The following is a 13,647-nucleotide window of genomic DNA, read 5'->3' on the forward strand; positions in this document are numbered from 1 at the left end:
CTCACCACGGTCCGAACTCAATACCCTCGACAGGGGCGCCGGCCGCAGCAAGACCGGCGGCCAGGCGCTCCCAATCCGCACGGATTGCGATCGGAAAGACGTGCAGCAGCCAGCGCGTGATGTTCTCGCGCGTCGGTTTCTGCTGGCCGTGCCAATCTGCAGCAACCCGCTCCATCGCCTTCGCCAGATCCGCCCTGGCCTCGTCGAGGCGACCGAGATGCGCCTTGGCCGCGCATTCCCATATGATGAAGGCCGGCGACATCCCGAGATCCTCGCGGGAGGCATCGCAACATCCGGCATAGTCGGAGCATAGAAACTTGATTGCACCGGAATAAGCGATCTGTGGCGCCGTGGGGACCGGCGTGATCCGGAGCGACGCGGCCGAGAGCTTCGCTGCACGCTCGTATTCGCCGCAATACGCACAGATCTGGCCCGACGCCATCAAGGTCCAGGGATCGTTTTCGTTCAAATCGACCGCAAGCGCCGCGTGCAGCGTCGATTCGTCCATGCGGCCGAGCAGCTGATAGGTCCATGCGAGCGCCAGCTGCGCACGCGAATCGAGCGGGTCGAGCTGGATCGCACGCTGCGCTATACGCAGCGTCTCGGGATGCTTGGCCCGATCGCGAAATTGTCCTGGAAGCGCGATATGCGCGATGTTGCGATACTGAACGAGGCCGCTCAAGGCGGGAGAGAAATCCGGCGCATCGGCGAGCAGGCTCTCGATCAAGGCGGCGGCCGCCGGCCAGTCCTTCGAGGCCATTTGCAGCAGCAGGGCCTGGCCGCGCAACCACCGATCGTGGATCTCCAGCGTGATCTCGCCTCCGGCCGCAAGACGACGCAGCCGCTCGGCCGAGACATGGATGTTCAGTGCCATCGCGATCTGGCGGACGATCCGCTCCTGCGTTTCGAACCACTCGGTCAGCGTGATCGAATGGCGCTCGCTCCAGATGCAGACGGAATTGGCCGCATCGCGCAGGGTGATGACGAGCCGAACCGTGCCGTTCAACTCATAGGTACTGCCCTCGACGATGTATTCCGGCGGGGACGACCAGGTTCTCGGCTCCGATTCCCAGACTGGCGGCAATGTCCGCACCGACCATTCGCGAAAACGCGCGAGGCAGGCAACGAACTCGTGACGAAATCCGTCGACAAGGTGGCGCATGCCCTCAGGCACGCCGCTCGCCTGGAACGCGCAGACGGATATAAGCAGCCGCTTCGGGGCGGGGGCCAGCATTTGCGACACTCCGTGCAGGCTCTGGGCAATCGCCGGGGCCTGCTGTTGCTCGCCTGGACCCGGCATCTGCTTGATGCGAACGATCAGCTCTTGAGTCTCCTTGGATGGCTCGATGTCGTAGTCGGCCTCCAGAAGGTCCCAGAGAGATTTATAGATCTTCAAGGCTCCGCCGACGTCGCCCCGCGCCGCGCGCGTCCGAATGAGGTGCTGGCAGGCGATTTCGTGCGTTGGATCGAGGTTGAGCAGAGCCAAAGCCGCGTCGGTTGCTTCACGAGAGTCTCCCTCGCGGGGCAACAAGCGCTCGAGCGCGAGCGTCAATCTGTCATGGAACAGCTGGCGCTTGGTCAGCAGCCAGACCTGGAAGGCCGGATCGAGATTGTCGAGACCGGACAGCAGGGTCTCGGTGATACGCGGAGTATCGAGCAGGCGCGGATGCACCGTGCCCTGCGCAGCAGCCGCAAGCACCTCGTCGACGTCGCAGCGGCGGCGGGTGCGGGAGAGCGCCAGGTTTTGCTTGTCGGCCCGGAATCCCTCAAAGCCGGCATTGTCGAAGGCAAGCCTGAGGTCATGGACGACCTGCCGCAGCGAAGCCCGCGCATGTTCTTCGTCGCTCTCACTCCATAAGAGCCCGACCAGGCGTTCGCGCGTATCCTGCGTGTTGTCTGAAAGAGCAAGATAGGCTGTCAGCGCCTTGGCCTTGCGCGTCGCGAGTGAGATCTCTCGCTCGTCGACCTTGGCGGCGAAATCGCCAAGAAGGCGCAGGGCCAATTGACCGCTCGCCAGCGCTTCCTGAATCCCCGTTGCCACCTCTGACGCTCCACCAATAGCCGGAGTCATGGTCAACCACGCTTACCCAATCTTACGAAACGCAACCAACAGGCGTCCAGCGATATCTTGGCTTCTAAAATAATGGGATCTCCTGCTCGGCAAGAGCCGAGCTCCCGCGCACTCGGGAGAATCGCTTCGTCGAAACTGCTGCCGAAAAAGGTTGCAAATCAGGCGAAACGGCCCTTGCGACGGCAACGCCGAGGTCGTGCCGGGTATGATCGACAAGAAAGATCCGAATACCTCGGTCCCGCAGATGGCTCACCAGCCCGTTTAGTCCGTCAGCCGCCGTCGGCAGGCTCGCAACATCCGACGACATCGCCTGCGGTTGAAGCAATGCGCAATCCTCTGCCGCGAACGCTGCGCGACGCAGATGGCGACGATCCGCTTCATTCAATGCGGCATCGCCCGCCTCGTCCCGCTTGGTTGCTGCGACCGGTGCAGCCAGCTCCATCTGACACATCTCGAGCACCGCAGCCCTTGCCGCGTCGTTCGCGGCGAGCCTTGACGATAGTCCACATGCCAATTCCCGGCCGTCGCGCGCCAGAGATACGGCCGCAACCACGGGAATGCCGATATCGGTCGTGATGTCGAGTACCATGGTTCGCCGCGTCGACTCGCCCTTGCGCAATCGCCCGATCAATTCAGCCCCGGCTTTGGTAACGGGATGCTCCAACGCAAAGCCCTTCGGGCGATGGCCGCCCAGCCACCACATCGCGGCCGCGTCACGCTCGCAGAGCTCCAGGACTGCGCGCAGCGCGGCGGCTTCGAAGCTCGGTCCCGCGGCTGCACCTGACGACAATGCGACGACCGGGTCGATCGCCCTTCGCTCCTGCGGGCGCCTCAAGCAGAGATCGGCCGGCAAGAGTCCGGCTTCTCCGGTTGCAGCGTCAACCGCGTTGACGCAGTCGATGGTTCGGTTCGCGCCTGACACGGCCTGGCCAATCCAGCCGTCGGAGACAAAGCGCGTCCGATCGCTCGCGGCGACCGTGGCCGCAATGTCACCCGGCCGTTCGAACTGGGAAAGATACTCGGCTGCCTCACCCAGACATGACACCAGCGCTGTCGCTTGCGTCTCGCCGTTTCCTGTGACGCTTAGTCGCGCCCCCGCGCCAGCCGTCGCGGCCGGATCGGGGACGATGACGATCTCGCCACCGATGCAGTGAAAGCCCGGGGCAAAGGGCGATGCGATCGAGAACGCGCGGCTCAGACGCGCCGTAAGCGCGACGAGCTCGGCGGATGCGAGACCAGCGATGCTGTCCAGCAGCTTGGCGTCAGATTGGGAACGCAAATCCAGGGCGGCGAGATTCATGGATCGATCCCGGCCAGTTTTCGGTCATTCGCACCACCATACTAGCTTAAGACGCACGCAAGCCAAACAACCCGCCCAAGTGCGCGTGTCCTCATCGCATCCCACAACCTCAATCTGACCGCTGAAAACAAGCGAGTTCGTCAAACGAGCGTGAAAAATCGTGCTGAATGGCAATTCTGACTGCATCCCGGGATCACCCCGTCTCTCGTGGCAGGTCACGCTGCAATGACGCCTGCCTGCTTAAGGTGCCTGCATCCGACGCAGACGATTGGTCGCAACACCAATCAGGAGGCGCACCATGAAGTTGAGAACGTTGACAGAATCGCGCATTGCGATGACGGAGACACCGGGTCGCAGCGGTCGACGGGATCTGCCGGCACTCGAACGCAGGTGGGGCGCGGTCCTCGCGGTCGACATCGTCGGCTATTCGCGGCTGACGATCCTGGACGCGGAATTGGCCTATTTTCTGTACAAATCTCATCGACGTGAGCTGCTCGACCCGAAGCTCGAGGAGTACGGCGCTCGATTCTTCAAATCGACCGGCGACGGAATCCTGGCCGAATTCGAGACCGCAATTGATGCGACCTGCTGTGCCGTCGACATCCAGAAGGGGATGATCGAGCGCGGCCGAGGTGCCGCCAAGGACAACCAGATCATCTTTCGAATGGGCTTGAGTTGCGGACCAATCCTGGCCGACGCCGAGGATATCTATGGCCACGACGTCAATGTGGCCGCGCGTCTGCAATCAATCGCACCGGCAGGCGGGATCGCGATGACCGACGAAATCGCAACCCGCGTCGAGAGTGTCCTCACCATGCAACTCGATGACGTCGGGGAGCAATATTTTCACAACATGGAACGCCCCGTGCGCGTCTTTCAATGCAGCTTCGAGGATGATGCCGTCGAGCCTCGAACGAAGACGAAGCAGTTGAAAGGATCTCAGCCGCTTCGGCGTTCGGTCCAGCGCGTCATGCGCTCCGCCGCCTCCGACAGGGGGAGCAACAGGATCGTGCGCGACATGCGAATGTCATAAAGACCAGCTGCGCGCACCCATTTGGACCATGCGCGCCCTCACGCCCTGATATTGTTGTCCTTCACCACCTTGCCCCAATAGGCAACCTGCTTGTCGAAGAAGGTCTTGAAGGCAGGACCGTCCTGGAGCAGCAGCGTCATCTGCTGGGTCTCCTTGAGCTGGGCGGCGGTCGCGGGCTCGCTGAGGATCTCCTTGGACGCGGTCGCAAACGCGGAGACAATGTCGGGCGGCGTGCCGGTCGGCGCGAAGATGCCCCACCAGGCCAGCGTCTCGAAATCGGGAAAGCCGGCCTCGATCGCGGTCGGCGTGTCCGGCAGCGCCGGCAGCCGCTCGCGGCCGAGCTGGAGGATCGGACGCAGCATATTGGTACCGAGCTGGGCCGCGACCAACGCCACCGATCCCGCGATCAGGTCGACATGGCCGCCGAGCACGTCGTTCATCGCAGGGCCGCCGCCGCGATAGGGCACGTGCATGATCTCGACACCAGCCTTGTTGCCGAGCACGGTCATGGCGAGATGGCCGAGCGTGCCGATGCCGACGGAAGCGTATTTCACCGCGCCGGGCGTCGCCTTGCAGGCGGCGACCACGTCGGCAAAGCTCTTGTAGGGACGGCCGGCGCCGGCCGCGATCACGTAAGGCGCGGTGCCGACCAACAGCACCGGCATCAGCTCGCGCTCGACATCGACCGGCGGCTTGTCGAGGATGGACGGGATCACCGCATGCGAGTCGAACGTGACCAGGAACGTCGAGCCGTCGGCTGGGCTCTTGGCGACCTGCGCCGCGCCGAGCGCACCGGCGGCACCCGACTTGTTCTCGACGACGACGATGCGGCCCAGCTTTGTCTGCAGATTGCTCTGGAGCAGCCGCGCCATGGCATCGGTCGAGCCGCCCGGTGGGAACGGCACCACCAGCGTGATTTTCGAGGCCTGTGCGCTTGCCGGTGCCATCGCAAGAATGGCGGGCGCGGCCAGCAGCGCCCGTCGTGTGATCGTCATGGTCCCCTCCCTTTTGTTTCTTGCGCTTTGCTTTTTTGCTTTTGAGCGCTCAGGTCGTGCCGAAGCCGGATCCTGGTTTTCTGTATTCTGGCCGAGGCGGACTAAAAATGTCCAGCACGCGGGCGCCATCGGGGCCGGCCCGCATGGTGTGCGGCACGTTGCCGGGCGTGCGCCAGAAGTCGCCCTTCTTCACCGGAATTTCCTCATCGCCCTGGACGCGGATCGCGGACCCGTCGAGCAGCACGCCCCATTGCTCCTCGGGATGATGATGCAGCGAACCTTGCGCATGCGGGGCCAGCGTCACCACCGACAGCATCGCCTGCTCGCCGGAGAAGATGCGCGTGGTCACGCCGGCGGCGAGCTCGCGGAACAGGCCATCCTCGGGATTATCGATGTTGTGGAATTCGTCCTTCTGGCTCACGTCATTTTCCCTTTTTTCTTCTCTGATCAGGTTTTGCCATAGGAGCCCTGGTAGCGGCCCTCGCGGATCGCCTTCATGGTCTCTTCCTCGCGCGCGACCTGGGCGCGCACGGCATCAAGCAGCGCAGCCGCGCCGGCGGCAGGGAACGACACCACGCCGTCCTCGTCGCCGACCACGATGTCGCCGGGCGAGATCACGCTGCCGCCGATCGTCACGGGCACGTTGATCTCGCCGGGACCGTTCTTGTAGGGGCCGCGATGGATCACCGCGCGGGCGTAGCAGGGGAAATCGTCGGCCGCGAAAGCCGCGACATCGCGGATCGCGCCGTCGATGACGTAGCCTTCGGCTTTGCGCCACTGCGCGATGTTCTTCATGATCTCGCCGACCAGCGCCCGCGTCTCGTCGCCGCCGCCGTCGACCACGATGACGTCGCCGGGACCGACCAGCTCCAGCGCACGGTGGATGGCGAGATTGTCGCCGGGCCGGGTGCGCACCGTGAAGGCCGTGCCCACCAGCTTGCCGCCGCGATGATAAGGCTTCAGCCCCACCGCGCCCGGCAGCCGGGCTAGATTGTCCGAGATGACCGAGGTCGGCGCACCGCGAAAGCCCTCGATGATCTCGGCCGGCGGCTTCGGCACGCTGTTCGCTGCGATGGTGATCGTCATGTCAAAGAGTCCTTTCGTGAATTTTCTTATTCGGCTTGCACCCGCGCCTTTGCCGGCATGATCCGGAAGGCGCGTCCCTCCTTCATCCACGCCGCGCGCTCGTCGCGCAACAACGTTCTGCGAACCTTGCCTGAATCATCGCGCGGCGGGGCGCTGACGATCTCGAAGCTTTCAGGGTGCTTGTAGCGGCTGAGCCGGTCCTTCAGGAAATCCGCCATGCCGTCCGCGATGGCCTGTCCATCGGCATCGGGCTCCGGCTCGATGATGGCGTGCACGCGCTGGCCCAATTCCGGATCGGGCAATCCCACCACCACGCAGGAGCGCACGCCCGGACACTCGGAGACCGCGGCCTCCACCTCCGCCGGATAGATGTTGGCACCGCCACGCAGCACCATGTCGGCGAGACGGTCGCCGAGATAGAGATAGCCTTCCGCATCCAGCCGGCCGATGTCGCCGAGCGACTCCCAGCCATCGCTGCGTCGCTTCGGCTCGGCACCGAGATAATGATAGGTCGCGTCCTTGCCGTCATTGTTGAGGAAGTAGATCTCGCCGGTCTCCCCGGGCGCGACGTCGTTGCCGTCCTCGCCGATGATGCGCAGCTTCGCCATCTCGCCGATCTTGCCGACCGAGCCCTTGTGCGTCAGCCATTCCGTGCCTGAGATGATGCAGGACCCTTGCCGCTCGGTGCCGCCATAGAGCTCCCAGATCCGCTCGGGCCCGAGCCAGGCGATCCAGTTCTCTTTCAGCCAGGGCGGCATGGGTGCTGCCATGTGAAACACGGTCTGCAGGCTCGACACGTCGTATGCATTGCGCACATGCTCCGGCAGCGCCCAAACCCGGTGCATCATGGTCGGCACGAAATTGACCCACTGCACGCGCTCGCGCGCGATCTGGCGCAGCGTCTCCTCGGCGTCGAACTTGGTCAGGCCAGTGAGCTTGCCGCCGACGAATAGCGCGTAATGCGACACGATGAACGGCGCGTTGTGATAGAGCGGACCGGGGTTGAGCAGCGAGACCCCAAAGGGAATGTTGAGCGGCGGCGTTGCGACGGTGTCGGTGACGGCCGGTTGATGATCGAGGATCACCTTGGGACGGCCGGTCGAGCCGCCGGAGGTCATGGCCTTCCAGTAGCGCGCCACCGGCGCGCTAAGTGGCTCGTCCGAAAATCCCTCGGGCATGAAGTCCGCAGGCAGGCGGTTCGGGGCATTCCAGTCGGCCTCGCCGCCGACCACCAGCGCCGGTTTCAAGATGTCGAGCACCGCGGCCGCCTCGCCGCGCGGCAGCCGCCACGACAGCGAGGTCGGCGTCGCCCCGCACTTCCATACCGCGAAGGACGTCTCGAAGAACGCGTTGCCGTTCGGCAAGCCGATGGCGACGAAATCGCCGGGCTTGACACCCTTGGCTGCGAACGCCCGCGCGCGCCGGTTGGCGCCGCGCTCGAGCTCGTCCCATGTCAGCCTATCTTGTCCATGCTGGACGGCGATCGTGCCTTGCGGTTTGCGTTCAGCGTACCAGCGCGGCACGTCGGACAGGGGCAGCAGCATCGGGCGTTTCCACTTCTTCTTGGCGTCTTGTTCTTGGCGTCGCCCCATGACGAGGCGCCTCGCGGCATGAACTGTAACAGCAAGCCGATACGGCGCTGTAACTTCGAGGCCACGTCAAGCAAAAAATGTCAGCATTACAGCCATGAAATTCCCGAGTTCCATGGGTGACAAGCCGGCGATAAAGGGGCAAAAATCCGGCTCGACTCGGTTCGGGTTGAGTCGTGTAAGGAATGCTCTCGTAGAATGTCAGTTCTAGTTGCATCGCGTCGGGTGGCGCCGCTTCTCGTTGCCGCAGCAGGATTTTCTCTGCTGACCCCGTCGCATGTCCAAGCGCAATGGTGGAAGCGCGCACCGGTCGATTTCGAGGAATGCGCCGACGCCGCCGAGAGGGCTGCAACCAAGACCGAGAAGACGGCCCAGCTCGCCGACTGCAACGCCAAATTCGCCGGTCGCCGCAAGCCGGGCGGCGGTTATTCCTACTACGACTTCCTTCAGGACCGCACCTTCGACATCGCCGGCCCCAATCCAACGCCGGAAGAGCAGAAGAAGATCGACGAATCCTACACCGCCTATCTCGCCAACCAGCGCCGCAGCAACGAGGCCGCGCAAGCCACCGCGCGTCAGCAGCGCGAGCAGCAGGAGCAACAGGTACAACAGCTCCAGCGGGTCGCGCTGCGCACCGAGGTCGAGCGCGTGCCTGTCCCGGTCGAGCGGCCGAAGGTTCAGCAGGCCGTCGGCCAGCGAAAGGGCGCACCCTGCACCAAGGGCTCGTTCTCCTGCGAATGGCCACGCCTGTCGGAAAGCTTGAACGAACTGAAGAAGCTGTTCAATCCGGCCCCGAGCAAGCCGGCGAAGAAGGGGTGAGCTTGCACTGACTCGTAGGGTGGGCAAAGGCGCGCTTTGCGCGCCGTGCCCACCACGTTCTGACGAGATAGAAGGTGGGCACGCTTCGCTTTGCCCACCCTACGGGAGCGTCACCTCAGCTCGGACGCTTCTTCTTGGTACGCTTCGGTACGACGACCGGCGTAGTCGCGGGCGGTGTTGGACTGCCCAATTGCGACCTGCTCTCCTGCAACCGCCGGTCATAGCCGGGCGAGTTCACGACTGTCGGCGGCCTGGCATGGGCGAGCGTCGATGCGCCGCAGAGTGCGGCGAGCGCAAGCCCGATCATCAAGCAACGCTTCATCGCACACCTCCTCGCGCTCAGGCCGTCCCGCGGATCTGCTGCGGCGTCAGCCGCGGCGGGCCGTTACCTGCGGCTTCCGCATCTCTGATCAGCGCAACAATGCGGCGCATCAGCGGCACCTCGACACGGTTTTGCTCGGCGAGCGCGATGACCGCGCCCTGGAGATAGTCGATCTCGGTCTTGCGGCCCTGCTTCAGATCCTGCCACATTGAGGAGCGCGCCTCGGGATCGATCTTCATCGTGCGTCCGAGGATTGCGTTGAAGATCAGGTCGGGCAGTCGCAGCAAGGCCGGCGTCCAGCTCATCGGGATCGGTGTTGACGACACCGGCGTGATGCCGGCGGCCTTCAGCGCCGCCAAGCCTTCGGCCATCTGGTCGGCGAACAGCCTCCGCCAGTCGCGGTTCGCCAGCTGTGCGGCGAGCGGCATATCGGACAATGCGCTGAGCGCGTTGTTCAGGTTGATGATCAGCTTGCCCCATTGCACGCCGGTGATGTCACCGCTGGCGTGCATCGCAAGACCGGGCACCGAGAGCGCCGCGGCGGTGTTCGCCTCATCCTCTCCGATATGGATGTCGCCGGAGGTCGAACGGTGAAAACGCCCATCGCCCATCGCGATCACATTGAACGGCACCATGCCGGCGAGCACGCGCCGGCCACCGAGGCGCTCGCGCAGCACAGCGACATTGCCGATCCCGTTCTGAAGCGAGACGATCACCGCGTCCTGCGGCGCATGCCGGGCGATCTGGTCGGCCACATCGGCGCTGTCGGCGCTCTTCACCGTCACCAGCACGATGCCGGCGCTGTGCAAGATGGCGGGGTCTTCCGACAACGCGAGCTGGCCGGCACCGAGCCTTTTCTCGGAGCCGTCGAAATCGGTCAGCCGCAGGCCGAATCGCTCGATCTCGGTCTTCACCCGCGGCCGCACCAGCAGCGCGACGCGGCGGCTTGACGCGGCCAGCATGCCGCCGACGAAACAGCCGATGGCGCCTGCGCCGGCCACCACGATCGGTCGATCCGTAACCACCAGATCTTGCTCCCCTTAACGACCCGCCCTCGATAGCAGAGGCAACGGCGCCTGCCCATTGGTTGCGATGCATCCGCCTTGTAACCGTCATGAGAGCCTCATATGTTTTCGCCCCGGGGGGTTGTCAGCGGCGAAAGCTCGCCGAACGAGACGCCAAAGGAGAGCACCATGGGTCTACTCGATGTCCTCAACGGCATGCAGAACGGCCCCCGCGGCCAGAGCACGCCAAGCTCCGAGCAATCCTCCGGCGGCATGTCGCCGATGACCATGGCGCTGCTTGGCCTGCTCGCCTGGAAGGCCTTCAAGCATCTGACGGCAGGCCAGCCCGACGCAGCGCCGGCATCGCAGCAGCGCTCGCCCCTGCCGCCTCCGACGCCGGTGAATACCGGCAGCAGCGCGCTTCCTGGTGGCCCCGGCGATGGCGGCGGTCTCAGCGACCTGCTCAAGGGCGGCCTCGGCGGCCTGCTCGCGGGCGGCGCTGCCGGCACCGTGCTCAGCGGCGGGCTTGGCGATCTCCTCAACCAGCTCCAGCAGGGCGGCCACGGCGAGGCTGCGAATTCCTGGGTCGGCAAGGGCGAGAACAAGGCGATCGCGCCCGGCGATCTCGCGAGCGCGCTCGGCGCCGACCAGATCGAGAGCCTGTCCGCCCAGAGCGGCCTGTCACGCGATGAGCTGCTCTCCGGCCTCAGCCAGTACCTGCCGAAGGTAGTCGACCATCTGACGCCGGACGGACGGCTGCCGACCGAAAACGAGCTATCGGGCAGAATTTAATCGAACTGGTCTGCCTGGTTTGAGCATGGTCTTTTCGGAAAGCCGCCGCACACTTTGCGAAGGCAGCCTTCCGGGGTCCGGATCATGCTCTCTACACCTTCACGAAGGGGAGCAATGTCATGAGTTTCGGCGGCCTGTTGTGGATCATCATCGTCGGCTTCATTGCCGGCCTCATCGCGCGCTGGCTGGCGCCGGGACCGAATAACCCGAGCGGCTTCATCCTCACCACCATCCTCGGCATTGCCGGCGCGTTTCTCGCCACCTTCATCGGCCAGGCCATCGGCCATTACAGCCCGGACCAGGGCGCCGGCTTCATCATGGCCACGATCGGCGCGGTGGTGGTGCTGTTCATCTGGCACCGGCTGGTCGCGAGCGGCGTGATAAAAGGGTAGCGCTTCTTCGCGCTGAGGGCGGCACCCTGCCTCCTCATCGTCATGCCCGGGCTTGACCCGGGCATCCACGTCTTTTTGACCCGCGCGGCGACACGTGGATGGCCGGGTCAAGCCCGGCCATGACGTGGATAGAGCGCGTCACCCATCACGTAATCAAATGCATCCCCGCATCCATGCGCACGACCTCGCCGGTCATGTTGCTGGAGGCCGGCATCGCCAGGAAGCAGACGAGCTGCGCGATATCCTCGGCGCTTGATGCGACCTTCAGCGGCACCTTCGCGATCACGCTGTCGCGCACCTGCTTGGCGCCGGCCTCGCCGCGGCCCTTGGTGAACCAGGGCGTATCGATATAGCCGGGGCAGACCGTGTTGACGCGGATCAGCGGCGCCAGCGCGCGCGATAGCGACAACGTCATGGTGTTGAGCGCGCCCTTGCTCGCGGCATAGGCGATCGACGAACCGACGCCGCTGATGCCGGCGACCGAGGACACGTTCACCACCGCCGACGGGCGACCTGACGCCTTCGCGCCGGCTTCGAGCAGGCTGCGTGCCGCGCGCACCATCTGGAACGGGCCGATGGTGTTGACGCCGTAGAGCCGCTGGAAGTCCTCGGCCGACAAGCCGTCGAGATCGGCATGGGCGACATGCTTGGTGATGCCGGCATTGTTGACGAGGATGTCGAGCCGGCCCCAGCCGCTGGCTGCCGCAACGATCTTGCGGCAATCCTCGTCCTTCGAGACGTCGCCCTGCGCGACCAGAACTTCGGCGGCGCCGGCCTTGCGGCACACTTCCGCAGTTGCCTCGGCTTCCTTCTGGCTCGACGAATAGTTGATGACGAGTCGCGCCCCGCTCCGCGCGAGAATTTCCGCGGTCGCAGCGCCAAGGCCGGAGGCCGATCCCGTCACGATTGCGTACAGACTGTCTTGAGCCATCCGGATGTCCTTCCCCTGTATCTGAGATGCAAGCCTTCGTTGGCCCTGTTTAGCGAGTTTGCCGCGCCCTGCAAATCGAGCAAACTCCGCTAAGCGGAATTAGCTGATCGCCCATGCCCGCGCCGCGGGTTGACCTGCGATCAACGCTTGTCAGGGCCATGGCTTTTTCCGATCATCGGGCGCAAGAAGACATTGCGCGCCGTCCCATGGGGCGGATGCGCCAATGGCAAAACACGGGGAACGCTGTGGCGGAGAGTGACAATATCGTCGTCGAGACCGCGGAGAAAATCTTCGCCGATCTCGCCGATCCGCAAACCATCAACAACGACAAGACAAATTCCTGGCAGGCGCCGCTGTGGCAGGCGCTGAGCGAAGCCGGCCTGCCGCTGTCCTGGGCGCCCGACGATCTCGGCGGCTCGGGCGCGAGCCTTGCCGACGGTTTTGCCTTGCTGAACGCCGCCGGCCGTTTCGCGGTCGCGGTTCCCCTGGCCGAAACCATGCTGGCAGGCTGGCTGCTAGCGCAGGCGAAGATCACCTCGCCCGAGGGCGAGATGACGGTGCTGCCGGCAAGCCCGAAGGATCGCATCACGATCGATGCCGACGGCGCGCTCTCCGGCCGCAGCCGCGGCGTGCCCTTTGCCAAGGCCGCGAAACATTTTGCGGTGCTGGCGCACGGCAAGGACGGCGTCTCGATCGCGCTGGTCGATGCGAGCAAGGCACGGATCGAATCCGGGCTCAATGTCGGCTATGACCACAGCGATACCGTGACGCTCGACAGGGTCCAGCCGGTCACCATCAAGGCCGCGCCGAAGGGCTTGGACCAGACCCATCTGATGCTGATGGGCGGCGTCACGCGCAGCCTGCAGATCGCAGGCGCGCTGGAATCGATGCTCGACATCTCCGTGCGCTATTCCAACGAACGCGTCGCCTTCGAGAAGAAGATCTCGAAATTCCAGGCAGTGCAGCACAATCTCGCGCGCCTTGCCGGCGAATCCGCCGCGGCGCTCGCGGCCGCGACCTCGGCCGCCGATGCCATCGCGAACGCAAAGTCGTTCAACGACGAGGTCTATCTCGAAGCCGCCTCGGCAAAGATCCGCTGCGCGGAAGCTGCAGAGAAAGGCGGCGGCATCGCGCATCAGGTTCATGGCGCGATCGGTTTCACCATGGAGCACATCCTGCACCGCTATTCGCTGCGCGCGCTGGCCTGGCGCGACGATTTCGGCTCGGAAAGCCACTGGGCCGTCGAACTCGGCAAGCTGGTCGCCAGTCGCGGCGCCGACGAATTGTGGCCGCTCGTGGCGTCGCGCTGATCG

At 64.6% G+C, this 13,647-nt stretch carries 14 protein-coding genes; 5 read left to right on the top strand and 9 right to left on the bottom strand.

Going from position 1 to position 13,647, the window contains the following annotated elements:
• Position 1: 1 nt before the first annotated feature.
• Both AAFG16_RS45150 and AAFG16_RS45155 read right to left on the bottom strand, forming a co-directional pair.
• The gene (locus AAFG16_RS45150) at positions 2 to 2,041 is read right to left on the bottom strand and encodes a BTAD domain-containing putative transcriptional regulator (RefSeq protein ID WP_342735645.1); all 2,040 of its coding nucleotides are present in this window, start codon (positions 2,039 to 2,041) and stop codon (positions 2 to 4) included.
• Between the two features lie 94 nt (positions 2,042 to 2,135).
• On the bottom strand, positions 2,136 to 3,371 hold the full coding sequence (locus AAFG16_RS45155) for a YcaO-like family protein (RefSeq protein WP_342735647.1): 1,236 nt from the start codon (positions 3,369 to 3,371) through the stop codon (positions 2,136 to 2,138).
• A 454-nt stretch (positions 3,372 to 3,825) separates the two neighbouring features.
• Between AAFG16_RS45155 and AAFG16_RS45160 the strand changes: the two genes are divergently transcribed.
• Positions 3,826 to 4,404: an adenylate/guanylate cyclase domain-containing protein gene (locus AAFG16_RS45160; protein WP_342735649.1), complete on the top strand. Its 579-nt coding sequence runs from the start codon at positions 3,826 to 3,828 to the stop codon at positions 4,402 to 4,404.
• A gap of 38 nt (positions 4,405 to 4,442) precedes the next feature.
• On the opposite strand, the gene AAFG16_RS45165 is transcribed toward AAFG16_RS45160, so the two are convergent.
• Genes AAFG16_RS45165 through AAFG16_RS45180 form a run of 4 tightly spaced genes read right to left on the bottom strand, consistent with a single transcriptional unit; the run spans position 4,443 to position 8,029 of the window.
• On the bottom strand, positions 4,443 to 5,399 hold the full coding sequence (locus tag AAFG16_RS45165) for a tripartite tricarboxylate transporter substrate-binding protein (protein WP_283082605.1): 957 nt from the start codon (positions 5,397 to 5,399) through the stop codon (positions 4,443 to 4,445).
• A gap of 49 nt (positions 5,400 to 5,448) precedes the next feature.
• On the bottom strand, positions 5,449 to 5,820 hold the full coding sequence (locus AAFG16_RS45170; RefSeq protein WP_283082606.1) for a cupin domain-containing protein: 372 nt from the start codon (positions 5,818 to 5,820) through the stop codon (positions 5,449 to 5,451).
• Positions 5,821 to 5,846: 26 nt separating this feature from the next.
• Complete coding sequence (locus AAFG16_RS45175) at positions 5,847 to 6,485, bottom strand: RraA family protein (protein ID WP_283082607.1); 639 nt, start codon at positions 6,483 to 6,485, stop codon at positions 5,847 to 5,849.
• A gap of 26 nt (positions 6,486 to 6,511) precedes the next feature.
• Positions 6,512 to 8,029 (bottom strand): AMP-binding protein, encoded by a 1,518-nt coding sequence (locus tag AAFG16_RS45180; RefSeq protein WP_342735652.1) that lies wholly within the window; start codon positions 8,027 to 8,029, stop codon positions 6,512 to 6,514.
• A gap of 243 nt (positions 8,030 to 8,272) precedes the next feature.
• Between AAFG16_RS45180 and AAFG16_RS45185 the strand changes: the two genes are divergently transcribed.
• The gene (locus tag AAFG16_RS45185) at positions 8,273 to 8,893 is read left to right on the top strand and encodes a hypothetical protein (protein WP_342735654.1); all 621 of its coding nucleotides are present in this window, start codon (positions 8,273 to 8,275) and stop codon (positions 8,891 to 8,893) included.
• A 115-nt stretch (positions 8,894 to 9,008) separates the two neighbouring features.
• Here the strand turns inward: AAFG16_RS45185 and AAFG16_RS45190 are convergent, their stop codons facing one another.
• Positions 9,009 to 9,215: a hypothetical protein gene (locus tag AAFG16_RS45190; protein ID WP_283082610.1), complete on the bottom strand. Its 207-nt coding sequence runs from the start codon at positions 9,213 to 9,215 to the stop codon at positions 9,009 to 9,011.
• 17 nt (positions 9,216 to 9,232) lie between these two features.
• Positions 9,233 to 10,240 carry a 2-dehydropantoate 2-reductase gene (locus AAFG16_RS45195; protein ID WP_342735656.1) on the bottom strand — a complete coding sequence of 336 codons (1,008 nt, stop codon included), beginning with the start codon at positions 10,238 to 10,240 and terminating at the stop codon, positions 9,233 to 9,235.
• 168 nt (positions 10,241 to 10,408) lie between these two features.
• On the opposite strand from AAFG16_RS45195, the gene AAFG16_RS45200 reads away from it, so the two are divergent.
• Positions 10,409 to 11,011: a YidB family protein gene (locus tag AAFG16_RS45200; RefSeq protein WP_342735658.1), complete on the top strand. Its 603-nt coding sequence runs from the start codon at positions 10,409 to 10,411 to the stop codon at positions 11,009 to 11,011.
• Positions 11,012 to 11,130: 119 nt separating this feature from the next.
• On the top strand, positions 11,131 to 11,403 hold the full coding sequence (locus AAFG16_RS45205) for a GlsB/YeaQ/YmgE family stress response membrane protein (protein ID WP_063692953.1): 273 nt from the start codon (positions 11,131 to 11,133) through the stop codon (positions 11,401 to 11,403).
• A gap of 145 nt (positions 11,404 to 11,548) precedes the next feature.
• On the opposite strand, the gene AAFG16_RS45210 is transcribed toward AAFG16_RS45205, so the two are convergent.
• Positions 11,549 to 12,334: an SDR family oxidoreductase gene (locus tag AAFG16_RS45210; protein WP_283082613.1), complete on the bottom strand. Its 786-nt coding sequence runs from the start codon at positions 12,332 to 12,334 to the stop codon at positions 11,549 to 11,551.
• Between the two features lie 245 nt (positions 12,335 to 12,579).
• Between AAFG16_RS45210 and AAFG16_RS45215 the strand changes: the two genes are divergently transcribed.
• Complete coding sequence (locus AAFG16_RS45215) at positions 12,580 to 13,644, top strand: acyl-CoA dehydrogenase family protein (protein WP_342735662.1); 1,065 nt, start codon at positions 12,580 to 12,582, stop codon at positions 13,642 to 13,644.
• The last annotated feature ends 3 nt before the right edge of the window (positions 13,645 to 13,647 follow it).

This window comes from Bradyrhizobium sp. B117, from assembly GCF_038969555.1.
Classification (GTDB): domain Bacteria; phylum Pseudomonadota; class Alphaproteobacteria; order Rhizobiales; family Xanthobacteraceae; genus Bradyrhizobium.

What these genes read in the sequence shown, in the direction of transcription:
- AAFG16_RS45155 (WP_342735647.1), bottom strand. Translation starts at nt 3,371, where the DNA reads ATGAATCTCGCCGCCCTGGATTTGCGTTCCCAATCTGACGCCAAGCTG.
- AAFG16_RS45165 (WP_283082605.1), bottom strand. Translation starts at nt 5,399, where the DNA reads ATGACGATCACACGACGGGCGCTGCTGGCCGCGCCCGCCATTCTTGCG.
- AAFG16_RS45175 (WP_283082607.1), bottom strand. Translation starts at nt 6,485, where the DNA reads ATGACGATCACCATCGCAGCGAACAGCGTGCCGAAGCCGCCGGCCGAG.
- AAFG16_RS45180 (WP_342735652.1), bottom strand. Translation starts at nt 8,029, where the DNA reads ATGCTGCTGCCCCTGTCCGACGTGCCGCGCTGGTACGCTGAACGCAAA.
- AAFG16_RS45185 (WP_342735654.1), top strand. Translation starts at nt 8,273, where the DNA reads ATGTCAGTTCTAGTTGCATCGCGTCGGGTGGCGCCGCTTCTCGTTGCC.
- AAFG16_RS45190 (WP_283082610.1), bottom strand. Translation starts at nt 9,215, where the DNA reads ATGAAGCGTTGCTTGATGATCGGGCTTGCGCTCGCCGCACTCTGCGGC.
- AAFG16_RS45200 (WP_342735658.1), top strand. Translation starts at nt 10,409, where the DNA reads ATGGGTCTACTCGATGTCCTCAACGGCATGCAGAACGGCCCCCGCGGC.
- AAFG16_RS45205 (WP_063692953.1), top strand. Translation starts at nt 11,131, where the DNA reads ATGAGTTTCGGCGGCCTGTTGTGGATCATCATCGTCGGCTTCATTGCC.
- AAFG16_RS45210 (WP_283082613.1), bottom strand. Translation starts at nt 12,334, where the DNA reads ATGGCTCAAGACAGTCTGTACGCAATCGTGACGGGATCGGCCTCCGGC.